The organism is Aureibaculum flavum (genome assembly GCF_016406085.1).
In the GTDB taxonomy this organism is placed as follows: domain Bacteria; phylum Bacteroidota; class Bacteroidia; order Flavobacteriales; family Flavobacteriaceae; genus Aureibaculum; species Aureibaculum flavum.
The window spans coordinates 282,877-302,772 of record NZ_JAEHFJ010000002.1 but is presented as its reverse complement, the minus strand read 5'-3'; the positions used below and the strand labels follow the sequence as shown (position 1 = coordinate 302,772).

Annotated in this window: 9 protein-coding genes; 8 read left to right on the top strand and 1 reads right to left on the bottom strand. The window is 33.6% G+C overall.

Going from position 1 to position 19,896, the window contains the following annotated elements:
• Window positions 1-69: 69 nt before the first annotated feature.
• The 8 genes from JBL43_RS04715 (at window position 70) to JBL43_RS04680 (ending at window position 17,036) form a co-directional block, all read left to right on the top strand.
• Window positions 70-2,496: an alpha-L-rhamnosidase-related protein gene (locus JBL43_RS04715; RefSeq protein WP_198840317.1), complete on the top strand. Its 2,427-nt coding sequence runs from the start codon at window positions 70-72 to the stop codon at window positions 2,494-2,496.
• Window positions 2,497-2,499: 3 nt separating this feature from the next.
• Window positions 2,500-3,738 carry a glycoside hydrolase family 88 protein gene (locus JBL43_RS04710; protein ID WP_198840316.1) on the top strand — a complete coding sequence of 413 codons (1,239 nt, stop codon included), beginning with the start codon at window positions 2,500-2,502 and terminating at the stop codon, window positions 3,736-3,738.
• Window positions 3,739-4,625: 887 nt separating this feature from the next.
• Window positions 4,626-7,778 carry a SusC/RagA family TonB-linked outer membrane protein gene (locus tag JBL43_RS04705; RefSeq protein ID WP_198840315.1) on the top strand — a complete coding sequence of 1,051 codons (3,153 nt, stop codon included), beginning with the start codon at window positions 4,626-4,628 and terminating at the stop codon, window positions 7,776-7,778.
• A gap of 9 nt (window positions 7,779-7,787) precedes the next feature.
• Window positions 7,788-9,587, top strand: coding sequence for a RagB/SusD family nutrient uptake outer membrane protein (locus tag JBL43_RS04700; protein ID WP_198840314.1), 1,800 nt, complete (start codon window positions 7,788-7,790; stop codon window positions 9,585-9,587).
• A 40-nt stretch (window positions 9,588-9,627) separates the two neighbouring features.
• The gene (locus tag JBL43_RS04695) at window positions 9,628-12,477 is read left to right on the top strand and encodes a SusC/RagA family TonB-linked outer membrane protein (protein WP_198840313.1); all 2,850 of its coding nucleotides are present in this window, start codon (window positions 9,628-9,630) and stop codon (window positions 12,475-12,477) included.
• Window positions 12,478-12,498: 21 nt separating this feature from the next.
• Window positions 12,499-14,226 (top strand): RagB/SusD family nutrient uptake outer membrane protein, encoded by a 1,728-nt coding sequence (locus tag JBL43_RS04690; RefSeq protein ID WP_198840312.1) that lies wholly within the window; start codon window positions 12,499-12,501, stop codon window positions 14,224-14,226.
• Window positions 14,227-14,295: 69 nt separating this feature from the next.
• Window positions 14,296-15,318 carry a DUF5627 domain-containing protein gene (locus tag JBL43_RS04685; RefSeq protein WP_198840311.1) on the top strand — a complete coding sequence of 341 codons (1,023 nt, stop codon included), beginning with the start codon at window positions 14,296-14,298 and terminating at the stop codon, window positions 15,316-15,318.
• Between the two features lie 131 nt (window positions 15,319-15,449).
• The gene (locus JBL43_RS04680; RefSeq protein WP_198840310.1) at window positions 15,450-17,036 is read left to right on the top strand and encodes a carbohydrate binding domain-containing protein; all 1,587 of its coding nucleotides are present in this window, start codon (window positions 15,450-15,452) and stop codon (window positions 17,034-17,036) included.
• A gap of 455 nt (window positions 17,037-17,491) precedes the next feature.
• On the opposite strand, the gene JBL43_RS04675 is transcribed toward JBL43_RS04680, so the two are convergent.
• Window positions 17,492-19,855: a glycoside hydrolase family 3 N-terminal domain-containing protein gene (locus JBL43_RS04675; protein ID WP_198840309.1), complete on the bottom strand. Its 2,364-nt coding sequence runs from the start codon at window positions 19,853-19,855 to the stop codon at window positions 17,492-17,494.
• Window positions 19,856-19,896: the final 41 nt, after the last annotated feature.

Here is a 19,896-nt window from a genome sequence, read left to right as displayed (position 1 = left end):
TCCACTAGCCTCTAAAAATTATAATAAGCTAAATCTAGTTTAACAGTTTAAAAGATTAAAAAATTACATATGAAAAAACGAGAATTAGCAATTCGTACTGTCAATAGCTGTTATCTTTCATTTTGCCTGTTGTTTTGTTTATCTACAATAAGTGTTTCATCACAAGAATCTGTGGTAAAAATTAATCATGAAGGAAAAGAATTTACACAACTTAAACATGCATGGACTTCACAATGGATTACACATCCAACAGAATCAACTTTAGATGCACGCAAATTCTTATTTAGACGAACCTTTGACTTAAAAGCAAAGCCAGAAAATTTTATAGTTCATCTTTCAGCAGATAATCGTTATCGTTTATTTGTAAACGGTAAATACATTATTTCTGGACCATCGTCTTCTGATATTAATAATTATAGGTATGAAACCCTTGATATTGCTAATGAATTAATAGTGGGTAAAAATATAATTGCGGCTGAGGTGGTTAATTTTGGGGAATATAGAAAAGCATCTTCTATGACTTTTCAAACTGCATTTATTTTACAAGGTGAAAAAAGTAATGTAGTTGACTTAAATACAGGAAAGGCTTCAAAATGGAAAGTGATTAATGACGAGGGTTTTAAAAGTATTCCTTTTGTGAGTGATTCTTTACGTGGTTATTATGCTGCTGGTCCTGGAGAAAAACTAATCTCAAAAAAGCACCAATGGGGATGGAAAGAAGTCGATTATAACGATGCCAATTGGTTAAATCCTAAATTGGCTACTGTTGAGTTTGCTGTAGGGCGTGGTTTTTTATATGGAAGTACTTGGTATTTAGTGCCAAGATCAATTCCTTTTTTGGAAGAATCAGAACAACGATTTAGTAAAGTTGCGAGAAGCGTTGGAATAAATGCAAATGATGATTTTATAAAAGGAAAAGGAAGTATCACCATTCCTCCTAATAAAAAAGTGAGTCTTTTATTAGATCAGTCGCATCATACGATTGGACATCCAGAGTTAAAATATTCTAAGGGAAAAGACAGTCGCATAAAAGTGACGTATTCAGAGGCGATGTATAATAAAGACTGGAAAAAGGGAAATAGAAATGAGGTAGAAGGAAAACATATTCTAGGATATTATGATATTATTGAACCTGATGGTGGTATGAATAGAGATTTTAAACCCTTTGGTCAAAAAACATATCGATTTGTTCAATTAGATATTGAAACAGGTGACGAAGCTTTACTTATTGATGATTTTTATGGGGTTTATACGGCGTATCCTTTTAAAGAAAATGCTCAATTTAAAACAGACAATGAGGTTTTAACTCAAATATGGGATGCTTCTTGGTTAACACTTAGAAATTCAGCAGTTGAGAGTTTTATAGATCCTTATTATGAGCAGTTGCAATATGTTGGTGACACTAGAATAGAAGCCATGGTATCTATTAGTGTTGATGGTGATGATAGATTGATGCGAAAGGCAATTGAAATGTTTAATAATTCAAGATTACCTAATGGTTTAACGCAAAGTAGATATCCGTCCTATATTGTTCAGGTGATACCTACCTACTCCTTATTATGGGTTAATATGTTACACGATTATCATATGTATAAAAATGATGATGAATTTGTAAAGAGATTTGTGCCAGGAATGAAGACCGTAATAGATTGGTGGACAGCTAAAGTCGATGAAAATGACATGCCAGCAAATATGGAATGGTGGAATTTTACGGATTGGGCAGTGGGTTATCCAAATGGAATTCCTCCAGGAGCAGATGATGGTTATTCGGCATCTGTTGCCTTACAATTTGTAAATACGTTACAAAATGCAGCACAAATTTTTAGTGATTTAGGCTATAATGAGGAAGCTGATAAATATTTAGAGTTAGAAAAAAGAATCCGTCAAAGTGTTGTAAAAAACTGTTTTGTCAAGGAAAAAGGAATGTTTGCCGAAACACCGTATAAAAAACAATTTTCACAACATACCAATATCATGGCCATCTTAACTGATGCGATACCTAAAGAAGATCAAAAGGCGTTAATGCATAAAATACTAGATAATAAAGATTTAATTCAAACCACTATTTATTATAAATTTTACTTATTTGAAGCGTTGCATAAATCAGGTTTAGGTAATTTATATGGTAGCTTATTGCAAAATTGGACAAATCAGTTAGATCAAGGGCTTACTACTTTTGCAGAAACGGATATTAATCCGCGTTCAGAATGTCACGCTTGGTCAGCTTCGCCTAACTATCACTTTTTAAAAGTTATTGCAGGAATTTATCCTTTAAGTAAGAATTTTGAAGAAATAGGTATTGAACCTCATTTTGGGGATTTAAAAAGTTTTGAAGCTGTTATGCCTCATCCTAAAGGCGAAATTATTGTAAATCTAAAAAAGAAAGGGGATAAAGTCAAAGGAGAAATTGTACTACCTAACGGTACAACAGGTGTTTTTAAGTTTAATAATCAAGAAATAAAGCTAACAGAGGGTAAACAAATAATAAAACAGTAGAAAATGAACAACAATAAATGGGTATTGATAATTGCAATAATTTTTAGTTTAACGAATTGTAAAGATGCTAAGAAAAAAGATACGATTGCAACAACTATTGAGACCAAAGAGGACTTAATAAACAGAGTGTTTACGTTTTCAGAAAAACAATACGACAGCTTGATTCATCGTATAGAAAACAATAAACCTTTGTTGCAACCAAGAGGTATTACTGAAGAGGGTGAATTGCGTTTAAAACCTTTTCAAGATTGGACAAGTGGGTTTTTCCCTGGCTCATTATGGTACATATATGAATATAATCATTCAGATAAATGGAAAGATTATGCCATGAAATTTACGGTAGCCCTTGATTCAGTGAAGTACATTACAAATTCACATGATGTGGGCTTTATGTTAGAGTGCAGCTATGGAAATGGTTATATGGCCACTAAAGATAAGAATTATGAAGAGGTATTGGTAAAAGGAGCTCGCTCTTTAATAACAAGATACAGACCCGAAATAGGAGTGATACAATCTTGGGATACGACACCTGATATGGGATGGATTTCAGAAAGAGGGTGGGATGTACCCGTAATAGTGGATAATATGATGAATTTGGAATTGCTGTATAAAGCTTTTGAGTTTACAAAAGATTCCACTTTTTACAATGTGGCTACAAAACATGCATTAACTACCTTAAAAAACCATTTTAGAGATGATTATAGCAGTTTTCATGTGGTTGATTATGAATCAAAAACAGGAGAGGTAAGAAGTAAGCAAACGGCTCAAGGATATTCAGATCCATCATCATGGGCTAGGGGACAAGCATGGGGATTATACGGTTTTACACAAACGTATGAGAATACTAAGGATACCATTTTTTTAAATCAAGCAAAAGGGATTGCCAACTATATTATGGAGAGTAAAAAAGTGCCAGAAGATTTGATTCCTTTTTGGGATTATGATGCTCCTAAGATTCCAAATGAACCAAGAGATGCTTCTGCGGCAGCGATAACGGCTTCAGCATTACTTTCTTTACAGCAATATGTGCCTGAAAAAAGTGTGGCAATGAAGTCTTATGCGGAAAAAATTATAAGAAGATTATCAACTCCAGATTATTTAGCAAACTTCGGACAGAATCAAGGCTTTTTACTAAAGCATTCTGTAGGTAATATTCACACTGGTGAAGAAAATGACAAGCCCTTAAATTATGCAGATTATTATTATTTAGAAGCATTGACAAAATGGAAAAAGGTTGATTAAGGTTTAATTAGATAAATGAATTATCAAGAAGAGATCATTATTAATAAAGCAAATACACTTTTAAATTAAATAATGGTCTCTTTTCAATTCTACATTCATAGTATCTAAAATTTTACTATCCTTTAAGACCGTGGAATTATAATCTCTCATTTTTTCTTTTTACCATATTGTGATTGCAATAAGATCAACTTCCCAAAATGATCAAAAATTTTTAAGGTTTCGTTTTAACAATGTGTTTAAAAGTAATCCAATCGTTAATTCATTCTTGATTATTAAATACAATGACCTTCTCTAATTTTTTTACTGGAGATAATTGTAATGAATTATTAATGTTTTTTTTAGAATAATTTTTATGTTTCTTTTTAAGAATAACCATTTATTAAACAATTAAAGGTTCGAATAACATGATTTTTATAAAGAAATTTTAAGGTTTTAAATTCAAGCTTTTTTTTTATATCTGAATTGGATATTCTTCAGATACGTAGTCCGACGCTACGTTATTTGCGATAAATCAACGCTGAAAATAATATTTTTATTATGACAAAAATCATTGTTTACAAAAGATAAGTGTCATAAGTACATTTTTTTTGTGAAATATTTGTTAAATATAGAATTCTTTTATTACATTTGTAAATGTAAAAACTACATTTAATATCAATTATACGTATTGTCAATTTATATCTGAATAGGTTATTTGGCATTTGGATTCTGATAAATAGAGAGATGGTTTTCTTATGTTTTCATATCGAAACTATATTTCGAAGTATAATAAGATTAACTGTAAAATAGTAAAAGAATGTGGTTTTAGGTGGGTTAGATTTAGAGTAGGGTGTTTGCCTTTTGAGCTCTAATGACCAATTAAAAGAAGTATCAACCAGATTTTAGAGATGAAAAAACGAATTCCTTACACAAAACAGCCTAATTCTAGTTTTAAGTACGTTATCAAAATAAGACTCTTTGTATTATTGATCTTTATTTCCCAATTGAGCGTTTGGGCACAAACTGATTCGCAGGAAACTGTTACCGTTAAAGGTACTATTACTGAGGCTGAATTTGGTCCTGTAATTGGAGCTAATATTATTGAGCAGGGCACACTCAATGGAGTAATGTCTGATCTTGATGGTACTTTCACCATAACTGTACCTAAAAATGCAAAATTAGAAATAAGTTTTATTGGTTTTGGTACACAAGTCATTAGTGTTAATGGCCGTACTGAAATAAATATTGTAATGGTAGCGGAAGCTTCTGCTCTTGATGAGGTAGTTATCGTTGGGTATGGTAAGCAGAAAAAGGAAAGTGTGGTAGGGTCTATAGTACAGGTTACCGGAGATGTGTTAATGCAATCTGGTGGTGTGTCTACAGTAGGCCAGGCACTTACTGGGCGTTTGCCAGGTGTTGTAACTGTTTCTTCTTCTGGACGTCCTGGTGATGAGAATCCTGCTATATATATTCGTGGACAAAGTACATGGAACGGTGGTGGACAACCATTAGTACTCGTTGATGGAATAGAAAGGAGTATGAGTGATGTAAATGCAAGTGATATTGAAAGTATGTCAATACTTAAAGATGCTTCGGCAACAGCAGTATTTGGTGTAAAAGGTGCTAATGGGGTTATCCTTATTACTACAAAACGTGGGAAGAAAGGAAAAGCAAAACTTACTATTTCTGCAACTTCTACGATAAAAGTACCTTCGAAATTACCCGAAAAATATGACTCTTATGATGGTATTATGGTAACCAATGAGGCTATAGAAAGAATATTGCCAATTAGGGATGATTTATGGGGACAGTATACACCTGTTGATATTGCAGATAGATATAGAAATCCTAGAAATGAAGCAGATAGCTACATTTATCCTAATGTAGATTGGAATGATGTTACTCAAAAAGATTTTGCAATGGATCATAAGGTGAACCTTTCCGTTAGTGGTGGTACTGATGCTGTTAAGTATTTTGGTGCACTTACGTATCAACATGTTGGAGATATATTTGATGGAGGCTCTTTTGATAATGGTAGAGATTACGAAGCTAATTTTAATTATGATCGTTTTAACTTTAGAAGTAATATAGATTTTGATGTTACCAAGAGTACACGGGTATCGGTAAACCTTTCTGGTTATTATGGTGTCCAAAATGGAAATGATGCAGATAGTCAATTACTTTATAGTAGTATCTATAATTTAGCACCAAGTTTATTTTACCCAATTTATCCTGATGGAACTTATGGGAGAACCCTAGTAGAGAATTACGAGCTTTCCAATCCGGCAGTAATATTATCTACAAAAGGTGCTACAAAAAATCATAGGATTCAGGTGAATTCGGATTTTATTCTAACGCAAAAATTAGATTTTATTACGGAAGGTCTATCTTTAAAAGCGTCATTGTCTTATGATAATAATTTTAGAGGAGAAGGTGGTATTAAGGAAACGGATCCTACCGGAACAGATAATGTAATTTATAGAGTTTATCTTTCGGATGGTACCGAGCAAATAGTAGCTCCTTCTGGTACAAATCAGTTTGATTATGTGGTTCAGCCTTGGAACAGAGATGCTCTTCAAATTCAAGATTGGGAGACAAGTAGAAGACTTTTCTATCAGTTTGCATTAAATTATGATAAAACTTTTGCAAAAAAACATAATGTAAATGTATTAGCATTAATGAATAGAGAAGAGTACGCTATAGGTGATATGTTGCCAAGATATAGAGAAGACTGGGTTGGTAGGTTAGTATATAATTACGATAACCGCTATTTTGTTGATTTAAATGGAGCTTATAATGGTTCAGAAAAATATGGACCAGGGTATAAGTTTGACTTATTTCCTTCTGCTGCCTTAGGTTGGATGATTAGCAACGAATCCTTTTTGGAAGATGTTTCTTGGTTAGATAAGTTGAAAATACGTGGTTCTTATGGTGTTGTTGGAGATGATGCAGCAGGAAATAGATGGGCTTATGTGTCACAATGGTCAAGTGGGGGCAGTGCTTATATGAATAACTCTAACGTTTGGGGGGTGCAATCACCCTATACGTATTATAAAGAAAGTGTACTTGGTAATCCAGATTTACAATGGGAAACTTCTGAAAAAGCCAATGTTGGTTTTGAAATGGCAGTGTTGGAAAATAAACTTTCGTTAGATGTGGACATTTTTAAAGAAGATAGACATGACATTATTATTCCTGCTTACGACCGGAGTGTACCTAGTTTCTTTGGGTTTGATCCTGCTGATGTAAATCTAGGCGAAACCAGTGTAAAAGGATTGGAAATAGCATTAAACTTTAAACAGAGAATAACTGATGATTGGGATGTGTCCGCTAACTTTGCTTATACCACAGCTAGAGACGAGGTAATATACAAAGAAGATCCTGAGCTTAAAGAAGCTTATCAAAAAGAAGAAGGATTTCCTATTGGACAAAATAGTACTACCATTCGTGGTGATATGATGCAATCTTGGGATGATGTTTATGGTTCTTCTCCAGTGGAAAGTAACCAAGGTGCAGTAAGACCAGGATCTTACGACATGATTGATTATAATGGGGATGGTATAATAAATGGCGATGACAATGTACCTTACGGATACCCAACGCGTCCTCAAAATACGTATAACCTAACTTTAGGTGCCGGATACAAGAATTTTACATTTATGATTCAGTTTTACGGTGTAAGTAATACAACCAAACAATATCAAGACAGATCATTTGCTGTTCAAACGCCTTTATTTTTTGATGACAAATCAGATTATTGGACTGTAGACAACCCAAATGGAACAGAAATTCTTCCTTCGTATGGAGGGGCTTCAGGTGCTACTGATCCTTATAGAGATTGGTATGATGCTTCTTTTCTTAGACTACAAAATATGGAGTTTGCATACACCTTTGGGTCAAAAGATGGAAGCCAATATAGAATATTTTTAAGTGGTAATAATTTAGCATTCTGGTCTGATTTACCTGATGATAGGGAAGAAAATGTTGGTAGTCAATCTGAGTTTAGAGGTAACTACCCTACGTTTAAAAGAATGAATTTAGGACTAACAATTAATTTTTAATAAAAGACAATGAGAAGTTTATACAAATTAATCGGTTTATTAAGTCTAATTGGAATGATGTATTCTTGCGAGGACTATTTAGATAAAACCATTGAAACAGATCTCACAGTAGAAGAAGTATTCAAAAATTTTGAAAATGCTCAAGGTTTTGTAGAAGAAATGTATGCCATGATTGTAGATTATTCTGCTCCGTTCTGGTCGTATTACTCTTATTATGGAGAAGATTCTATAGGCGTGGAGACATGGATATTTGATTACTCCTCTGATGAAGGGAGATATTGGGATTGGCAAAATGATTTTAATTATTTTAGTGGAAATCCAAATACTAGTTCTGGTCTTCCATTTGAAAAAAGTGCCGTATGGCCAAGTAGTTGGGCAGGTATAAGAAAATCTAATATAGTTATTGCGAGTGCTGATTCTTTGATGGTAGATGCAACGCAACAACAGAAAGATGCCATTTTGGGACAGGCGTATTTTTTTAGAGGGTTCTTTCATCATGAAATCATGAAATTTTGGGGGCCTATGCCTTACATAGATCATGTATTAACAGATGATTGGAAGTTACAAAGACCTACAGAATGGGCTGAGACTGCACTAAAAATAGACAAAGATTTTGATAAAGCTATTGAATTATTACCAGAAGATTGGGACGATTCAGATTGGCAACCAGGTGTAAAAACCAACGGACAAAATATGTTTAGATTAACCAAAGGTGCTGCTTTAGCTTTAAAAGCTAAAAACTTATTATTCGCTGCGAGTCCCTTAATGCAAAATAGTAATGATACTTATGGTTACGATACAGAACTCTGTAAGCAAGCGGCCGACGCTTTTGCTAAAGTGATAGAAATTCCTCGTTACAATTTGGTGCCATGGGATAATTATGAATCTGTTTTTTATGCAACAGATGGGAAATACTCCTATAACGATGAATATATTTTTGGACAATCTGGTTTTGTTGGATGGTTTGGTGGTTATATGGGAGATGCTTGGCAATTAGGGGCAATCGGTAATTCAAATGCTATCAATTCTCCTACACATAACTACATACATAATTATTTTGGAATGAAAGATGGTTTGTCGTGCGAAGATAGTCCTCTTTATGATCCTAATGATCCATGGGCAAATAGGGATCCTCGTTTTTATAAATGGATCGTTGTTGATGGAGATCAATTAGTAGATAATTTAGGTGCTGCTACCGGTGCAGATGTAGTAAATAGATATGCAGAGTTTTACGATGGTGGTGCCCACCGATACCCAGGCAAAAGTAATGGAACAAGAACTGGATATGTTGCTAAAAAATGGTATCCAAGATCATTTAATAAATATGATAATCAAGGTTTATTTGCTTGGAGAGTTCATGTAAGACTGACTGACGTGTATTTAATGTATGCCGAAGCAGCTGTTATGGGGTATGGAATTAATGGAAAACCAAGTGGTTTTGACCTTTCTGCGGTTGATGCTATAAATAAAATAAGAGAACGAGCAATGCCTGATGGTAGCTTAAATGTAAGTGCAGTAAACTTAACGAGTCCTAATGTATTTATGGAAGAAATTCGTCGTGAACGTGCTATGGAAATGTCATGGGAAAATCATAGATGGATGGACATTAGAAGATGGAAGCAAGGAACTAACATGAAATATAAACTGAAAACAGGATTACGTTTTGATCGAAATGCCTCAGGTAAGCCAATTAATATGGTAGAAGAAGTTTTAAGAACTAGAGTTTTTGATGAAAAACACTATTGGTTACCACTTCCTCAAAACGATACGGAACTGTATGAAGGTTTTCCACAAAATCCTGGATGGTAACACGTAACTGTTTTCTGTATTTGATACTAACAACCAATTTATGATACACTTTATAAAACATAATAAATCACTCTTGTGCTTAGGAAGCTATTTACTATTTTCTTACGCATTAGCTGGGCAAAATATCCAACAAACGCAAACTGATACTATTGCTATTGATAGTACTAAATTAATATCTCGGTTTGATAGAGAGGTAAATTTAGGTTTTCAGACCGAAAAGAATGTTAACATAGTAGGTTCTGTATCTACTATTAACCCCAATTCATTTTTGAAATATGATAATACCCAATGGGTAAGAGATGCTTTAAATGGTAGAATTACTGGACTTAAATACAGTAGCAATATTCGTGGCTTAGGTGATGCTCTTATTGTTGTTGATGGAATTCCAGGAAGGTCTATTGATTTACTTAATATGGAAGAAATTCAAGAAATTACCGTATTAAAGGATGCTAGTGCCGCTGCTATGTATGGTTCTATGGGGAAAAATGGAGTAATTGTTGTTACGACAAAACGAGGATCTAGTAAAAAAGAATTTAATGTAAGTGTTAGTTCTGGAATTAAAAATCCTGTTGAAATGCCTAAATATCTGAATTCCGGTGAGTATATGGAATATTATAATGAGGCTCGTGCCAATGATGGTTTAGGTCAGGCTTATTCAGATGATGAAATTGCAAATTATAAAAGTGGACTAAATCCCTACAGATATCCAAATGTGGATTTATATTCAAGTGATTATTTTAAATCACAATCATCATTTACCAACGTTCTTGCAGACTTTTCTGGAGGTTTTGAAGATACAAACTATTATATAAATGTTGGTTTTAAATCTGATAGAAGCTTGCAAGACGTAAGTGATAATGATAAAGGTACTACACGTTTTAATGTAAGAGGTAATATTGATTTTAGAATCAATAGCTGGATAACAAGTAGTTTAGATGCGGTTGCCATTATTGAAAGAAATAAAAGTTCGTTGACTAATTTATACAATGCAGGGCAATCTTTTAGACCCAATCTATATGCTCCATTACTACCGGTAAGTATGATAGATTTTACTGGTAATTCTAACTTAGAAGGTATTGTTGAAGCAGCGAATAAATATGATGGATATATATTGGGTGGTAATCAATCGTTTAGTGATAATGTTCCATTGGCAAATATTATAGCAGGTGGTGAGCAAACAAGCATGACACGAATTAGTCAAGTTAACAATTCTATAGATTTTGACCTAAGTTCTATTACAGAAGGCTTATCGGCAAAAACTTATTTAAGTTTTGATTTCTATAATAGTTATAACCTAACTGTAAGTAATGATTTTGCGATTTATCAGCCTACATGGAATGATGATAACAAAATTATTGATTTAGTCAATGTAGGGAGCTCGGATCGAAGAGGGCAAGAGGAAAAGGTGGAAACAAATTCATTTGTGATTAGGTATGGTTTCTTTGGTTTGTTAAATTATGAAAAGAAAATTAAGGAAGATCACTTTATTAAAGCTACATTAATAGGTTTTACAAATAACACATATGTGAAGTCTGTAAAACAATCTGAAAAAAACACTAACGCAGCATTGAGTTTAAACTATAGTTTCAAAAATAAATTTTTACTTGACTTAAACGCCTCTTATATTCATTCTGTAAAACTAGCAGAAGGTAATAGAGGTAAATTAGCACCTACAGTAGGCCTAGCTTATGTTTTAACAGAAGAACCTGCTTTTAAAGATATACCTTGGTTAAACTATCTTAAGGTACGTACCTCAATGGGTACCATTTATTCTGATTTAGGTATACCAGGATACTTTTTATATGATGCTATATACCAACAAAATGGTGGTAGTTATTATTGGGGAGACCAATATGGTACAAGCTCTTCTAATGGTTACACAACAATTGAAAGAGGCCAAAACAATAGTTTAGGTATGGAGAAAAGAATGGACTTTAACCTTGGGTTTGAAGGACTTGTTTTTGATAAATTTTGGGTAGAAGCGAATTATTTTCGTTCAAGTCTAAAAGACAAAGTAACAAGGGTATCTACATTATATCCAGAGTATTATAATGCTTTTAGACCCTATTCAAATTTTAATGAGGAATTACGCACTGGTTTTGAACTGGGAATCACTTATTCTGATAAATTTGGAGATTTAGGTGTAGATCTTGGAGCAAGAGTATTGTATACCGATTCTGAACTGACTAAAGTAGATGAAGTTTACGAAGACGATTATCAATATAGGAAAGGTTCTTCTATTGACGCATATTGGGGGCTAGAATCTTTAGGTTTCTTTGGTGTTGATGATTTTAATACAGACGGTACTTTAAAGGATGGTATTCCTACTCAGTTTGGAACTGTACAACCTGGGGACTTAAAATATAATGACATAAATAGTGATGGTGTTGTAAATGATCAAGATCAGGTTGTTATTGGTAGATGGGATGCACCATGGACGTTTGGAACAGATATTAAATTAAACTATAAGGCGTTTACGTTGTTTGCACTTTTAACAGCTCAAGTAGGTAGTGATGCTCTTATTTCAGACAGTTATTATCGCCCTCAAGCAGGTGATAAATACTCTGAAGTGGTACGTGGACGATGGACAGAAGCTACTGCAAACACGGCAACATTTCCGCGATTATCATCTATAGAAAATACCAATAACTTTGGAAAAACATCTAGTTTCTGGATGTATGATAATAGTAACTTTAAGATAGAACGTATACAATTAACCTATGATCTTCCTGAAACTTTGGTGTCTAATCTTAATATGGAAGATTTTAGTGTGTTCGCAAGTGGATCCAACCTTTTAATGGTTGCCAATAACAAGGAAATAAAACAATTAAGTTTGGGGTATGCTCCATCATACCGTTATTACTCATTGGGACTTAGAGTAAAGTTTTAACTGAATAAATTAGATTTAGATATGAAAAATTTTATCAAATATACATTCCTCTCATTACTACTTTTATCCGCGGTAGGATGTAATACTTTTGAACCTCTAGATGAAAATCTAGCTGGAGATGATAGACTAACTTCAGATCCAGCAATGGCAGAAGGATTATTATTAGATGCTTACGGAAGCATGTCAAATCAAGTATTATTTAACGATTCGGCAACTGATGATGCGGTTACCAATTATTTAAGTGGATTTCGTAGAATGGCTACAGGAGAATGGAACGCACAAAACCCCTTTTCAAGTAGATGGTCTCAATATGAACAAGTACTGTATGTAAATAAATTTCTTAGTATCATTGATGAGGTTGTTTGGAAAAGAGATGAGGAAACAAATACACTTTTTAAACAACGTATGTATGGTGAGGCAATAGCCATGAGAGCTTTAAGACATTTTTGGATTTTACAAGAACATGCTGGAATGGGAACTTCTGGTGAATTGTTAGGTATACCTTACATAACAGAATTTTTAGATTTTGACGGAGATTTTAACTTACCTAGACTTGGATTTGAAGAAACGGTAGATCGAATAAATGAAGATTTTAATGAAGCATTAACGTATTTACCCATGGATTGGGATGGAGATCTATCTAATCAACCAACTCAGTATAATGGAACAGATGACGATAGATATCAGTTTGTTTTTGGAAAGAATCAGGATGGGAGAATTAGTGGAAGAATTATCAAAGCCTTTCAAGCAAAGTTGAATCTTTTAGCTGCTAGTCCTGCATTTATGAATGGCTCTGGTGACTATTATCAAAAGGCGGCGAATACGCTTGCCGATTTATTAAATGATAATGGTGGAATAACAGGTTTAGATCCTACAGGATATTATGATTTTTATGATTTCGCCATAGGTACACGTAACTTTCCAGAAGTACTTTGGAGAGATAATGTTACTCCTTCTTACACATGGTTAGAGAAACAACATTATCCACCCTCATTAAATGGAGAAGGTAAATTGAATCCATCACAAAATTTAGTAGATGCCTTTCCTATGTTAGATGGTTTACCATTCTCAGAAACACATCCAAATTACGATGCTAATAGCCCTTTTGAAAATAGAGATCCAAGATTAAAAAAATATGTTTTATATAACGGAAATGATTTAAATAATCGGATTATTAAAACGGGTGCCGGTGGTGGTAATGATGAGATTGATAAAGTGCAGTTTAGATCTACACGATCTGGTTATTATCTTAAAAAACTATTAGATCCTAAAGTAACTATTAGTAGTGATGGTAGCGTTTCAGCCTCAGAAAAAATGAATGTTTTTTTAAGATATACAGATCTTTACTTGATGCTGGCAGAATCAGCCAATGAATTAGGCGGTCCAGACAATATGGTAGGTGGTATGTCTGCAAGAACAATAATTGAAGCCATTAGACAAAGAGCAGGTATCGGACTTGATTCTGGAGATAGTTATTTGGCAGGTATAAGTACTAAGGAAGATATGCGTGCATTAATCCGCAATGAAAGAAGGTTAGAGCTTTGCTTTGAAGGGCATCGTCTTTTTGATTTACGAAGATGGAATATGTTAGATGATATACCAGATATTATGGGCTCCAAATATGATGGAACCAACTACAATGAATTTGTAGTTGAACCAAGATTATATCAAGAAAATGCTAATTATGCACCAATACCTCAAAGTGAGTTAGTAAAATTTGATGCTTTGGAACAAAATGCAGGGTGGTAAGGTAACTTATCAGTTAAAGGTAAATAACTCATTATCATAAATAATAAATAATTGTAAATTTTTCACTCGATGAATACAAGAAATATAATTTTATTAATAAGTGCACTCATCGCCATGTCGTGTAGTAATTCTGAACCAGACTTTGATGATTATGATTATACGACAACTTATTTTCCGTATCAAACACCTGCACGTACGCTTTTATTAGGTAAGTACGATCAGGGTTTTAACGATAATGACAATGACCATAATTTTGAGATTACCGCATTAATGACAGGTATTAGAGAGAATGGGCAAGAGAGAGGTATTTATTTTGAAATAGACAACAGCTTATTAGATAATGTGGAAAACGTAAAAGCACTTCCGGCAGAATACTATACTATGGAAAGAATCAGTCCTGTATTGATTGCTTCTGGAGATACCAAAGCTCGTATAAAAGTTCAGTTACATGATGCTTTTTTTCAAGATACACTTTCTTTTGGACCTGTAAATACTACAAATTATGTGATTCCCTTAAGAATGACAAAAGCGGATAATATTGATAGTTTACTTACAGGATTAAGTATTGTCAATAATCCAGATAGAGTAAACCCTGCAGATTGGGATATTTTACCAAAAGATTATACTCTTTTTGGTATTAAGTTTATGAACAAATTTCATGGAAAATATCTTAGAAGAGGTGAAGATTTGATTACTGCTCCAGCCAACAGTGTGGGGAGAACATACCATGGTGAATATGTAGAAAATGATGAGGTAATTCTTATAGAAACTACTGGTTTAAATAAAGTTAAGTTAGAAAATTTAATTGGCCGAGGAGATGCATCTAGTCCAGGTAATGTAGTTATGGAACTTACTTTTAATGATGACGGTACGTGTACTATCACTAGCTTTAAAGGTGATGAATATGGAATTACTGGATCTGGAAAATACGTTGAAGATGGTGACGAATGGGGAGGGAAACCAAGAGATGTAATTTATTTAGATTATTCATATGCCGATGCCGCAAATGCAGAAACGCATGTAGTAAAAGATACCCTTGTAATTCGTGATAGAACTGCCGTTTTTGAAGAATTTGAGGTTGAACTAAAATAAAGATATAAGAAACAAAAATCAAGAGATGTAATTCAATTTTATACATTCTCAAAATATCTAATACTGTTTAATATAAATAGTAATGTTTTGAATGTAAGCAAAATTTTTGACCATTGAAAAATTTCAAATAGATGAAACAAACAACAAATATTTCACGCTTCAAATTTGCATCTTTACTAGTTGCACTTGTATTTGTAACGCTATTGAGTTCTTGTGATAACGACGATGAGCCCTTGTCTGATTTAAGCAGAGTGTCTATGAAAACGCTACCTCAAGTAAATTATGTACTTGGTACTGCACTCGACTTGTCAGATATGGTAATAACATTAGATAAAGGTGGTGAAAATATTGATATACCTTTTGCTTCTTTCGAACAAGAGGACATTACCACAGAACCAGAAAATGGTAAAATTTTAGAATTCTCTGACAAATCCGTAACTATAAAACTGGGTACTTCGGGTAAGGGGTTAATACAGACCATAAATGTTACTAATGAGGTTACTGAAATAAAACTTAAAAATGAGCCAATCAAGGACTATGTTAGTGGAAAAAAATTAGATTTATCTAATATGGTGGTTACCTTGGTCTATGAGAATGGAGATGAGGAAGATTTTGATTACGAGGATATCAAAGAGGAAATTACAACAGTTCCTGCTCATGGAGATATAGTTTCAGGAAATGATAAAGAAGTATTAATTACCTATACATCTACAGGAGTAGAGGTAGTGCAAGAATTAAATGTGATTAGGTTTGCTCCTGTGAAAGGAGTTATTGTAACAGGTCCTGCAAAAAGCGAATATGTAGTAGGAGAGCGGTTAGAACTTTCGGGTACCGTAATTCACTATACATTACTTGACAACAGTGAAGTGGATGTTGCTTTTGAAGAATTTGAAGCTTTTAAACTTACTGCTACACCTGCAAATGATGAGCAGTTAAATGCAAGTATTACTGAAGTGAAGGTTAGACATGTATCAGGTATTGAAGTAAAGATTCCTATTACCGTTAATCCATTAGATATAGTTGGAATGGACATTGAAACTAATCCTGAAAAATTAGTGTATGAAGATGGAGAAACGATTGATCTAAAAGGGCTTAGTGTTAAGTTGTCTGTAAGTGGCAGTGATGATTTAATTGTTTTATTTGATCAATTTGATTTTTATGGTATTTCAACGAATCCAGCAAATGGTGATGTTTATAGTAATGGAACTTCTGAAATTGTAATTTCATATCCAGGTTTGGCAGATACAATTTCTATACCTCTAGGCTCAGAAATATTATACGAATCTGATTTTTCTACTGGTTTTGATGGATGGGTTTTGAACCAAAATGGAGGTGGATCAGCAAATGCGTACGAAGAGAACAGAACGATGGTCATAAAAGATATTGTTCCAGGGGCTAACTATTGGGATGTTCAATTTTACAAGCCCAATTTAACGCTCGTTAATGGTGGTAATTATAAACTGACAGTGGTGTTAAAAGCATACCCATCACAAGGAGATTTTACATTTACACTTTCTGTTGGTGATGGTGATGGTAGAGATGGTTATCAACCGTATGACGGTGGTGGCTCAATTTATTTAGTAGACTCAGAGTTTAGTACCTATGAGAAAACATTTACAATGACGAAATCAGACACACCTATGGCGAGAATACTATTAGACATCGGAAATCAAACTAATGGTATTATTATACAGTCTGTAAAATTTGAAAAGATTTAAAATTTACTGTTGAAATTATTTAGTTTGATAGTTAAGTTTTAGTTTCTATTTCTTTCGGCATCGTTTGTTTTAAACTATCTGTGCTGATTATAAAAGAGGATAATTTTCATAGCTTGTTAGTAATTTTAGTGTTAAGTTAATGTTGAAATGGTGATAATGAAATTGTCTATTATACCACCCTTTTAGCTTAACTTAGCACTTAAATAGCATAGTTAAAAAATGTCGTGATAATAGTTCCTTTAAAGAAATTATAGAAGTTCCAATTTCTATGTAATACTCCACTTCTATTCAGGTATTACAGTTGCTTAAATAGATATAAACGTCACACAATTACCATATAGAGAGCCCCTTGTATGTACTATAAAACATACAAGGGGCTATTGCTTAAATTTATTTTCAGAATAATAAATCGTCATTGTTGCAACATAAAATCGCGTTGCAAATTATAGTAATAACTATTTTATGGAAATTGTTTTTTGAAGTCTTATGTCGTCAGAAGAACTACCTACCATTATATCAAATTCACCCGGTTCAATAATATAATTCATATCCTTATCATATAAGCCAAACTCACTCATCGGAATAGAGAAGCTTACGGTAATTAGCTCAGATGGATTTAACTTCACTTTTCTGAACTCTTTCAATACTTTTACAGGTGTAGTAACAGAGCTCACTTTATCGTTAAAATAGACCTGAATAACTTCTTTTCCAGATACTTTTCCTGTATTCTTTATATTTAAAGAAAGTACTATCATTCCATTCATATCAACACTGGTATCTTCAACTTTTAAATCCGAATACTCAAAATCTGTATAACTTAATCCGTGACCAAAAGGAAATAAAGGGTCTGGCGATGAAAAAACATAATCTCTACCTGGTTTTTCTAAACTACCAGGATTTCTGTAAAAACCTCTCCCCGATGGTTTGTAATTGTAAAAAACAGGAACATGTCCCACGCTTTTAGGAACACTCACTGTTAGTTTTCCAGAAGGATTTACATCTCCAAACAGAACACTAGCAACGGCATTACCACCTTGTTCACCAGGATACCAAGCTTCTACAATTGCAGGAATATGTTCTTTTTCCCATGCAATTGAATATGCTCTGCCATGTACCATTACTAGCACAATAGGTTTACCTGTTTTATATATGGCTTGTATTAATTCGGGTTGTACTCCTGGAGGTGTTAATGAAGTTCTGTCAAAACCTTCACCACTTGTAGGGTAATCACCTGGAATGTCTTTTCCCCAACCTATACCAGACAACACACTACTTGTACCACCTATAACCAATACTACAACATCACTATTCTGAGCGACTTCCACAGCTGCTTGAATTTTACTCTGATCATTCCCAGTAATATTACATCCTTTTGCATAATTAACCGTAAACTTATTATCGGCATATTTCTTTATTCCATCCAAAATTGTTACTCCAGACGCATTATCTTTTGTGTAGCTGTAATCGCCATATTGTACTTGATCTGCATTGGGACCAATCACTCCAATAGATTTTATTTTTGAAATGTCTAACGGTAATACATGATTCTCATTCTTTAGCAAAACAATTGATTCTTCCGCAATTTCTCGTGCAAGGTTTACTGATTCTTCCGTATGTATTAGATGCGATACTTTCTTAGGAGCCTTGTATACATTATCAAATAAGCCGGCTTTAAATTTGGCAGTTAATACATTTTTTACGGCGTTATCAATTAACGCAACATCAACTTTACCTGACTTTACTAAGTTGTTCAATTCAGAATACGCAAAACTTTTAGGAGCTTCTAAATCAACTCCTGATTCCAATGCAACAATAGCAGTTTCCGCAGCATCTTTTGTGACTTTTTGAAAATAGTTAAGCATTGCAATGGCTTCATAATCTGAAAAAACATAACCGTCAAACCCAAGTTCATCTCTTAGAACATCTTTCATTAAATATTTATTGGAGTGCATCGGAATACCATTCACATCATTATAGGCTGGCATAAGTGAATAAATATTGGCTTCTTGAATTACCTTTTTAAAAGGATACATATGTAAATTTCTTAAATCTCTTGGTCCCAATTCATTTGGTCCTAGATTAATGCCTGCAAAAGGAGTGCTATAGGCTACGTAATGCTTTGCTGTAGCCATTAATTTATTTGCAGGGATGCCTTTTTTAGTAATTTCAGGTTCACCTTGCATTCCAATAACAAAAGCTTTCCCCATTTCTGCGACAAGAAAAGGATCTTCTCCAAATGATTCTTCCGCTCTACCAAATCTAGGATCTCTAGCTAAATCAAATATTGGAGACAATGCTTGGTCAACACCAGAAAGACTTGCTTCTTCGGCAATAGTGGCTCCCATTTTTTTAATTAAATCAGGATTCCATGTGCTACCTTGACCTATGGTTTGAGGAAAAATAGTAGCTCCGAAAGCCAATTGACCATGTAAACATTCAGCAATCTGAATAGCAGGAATACCCAGTCTGGTATGCTTACGTAAATATGAATCTGCCGCTTCAGAAAGTTGCGATATTTCATCAACACCTATAAATGGACTTTCTAAGGTTCCAATACTTCTCCCTTGAAATAGAGAGTCTAGAGATTGCTTACTTATCTTTCCTTTTTTATCAACCTTTAAATCACTAAGGCTTAACATATTCATTTGAGAAATTTTTTCCTCTAAAGTCATTCTGTCCAATAGGTCATTTACACGAACTTCTATTGATAAGTTACTATCTTTATACAGAAGATTTTTAGTGTTTGCTTTTTGAGCATAACTAGTTGCTATAATTATAAAAAAGCTTATTACTGCGACTAGTGGTTTCTTAATTTTCATAAGTATTTTGTTTTATGTATTGTGTCTTTATGTAATGATCA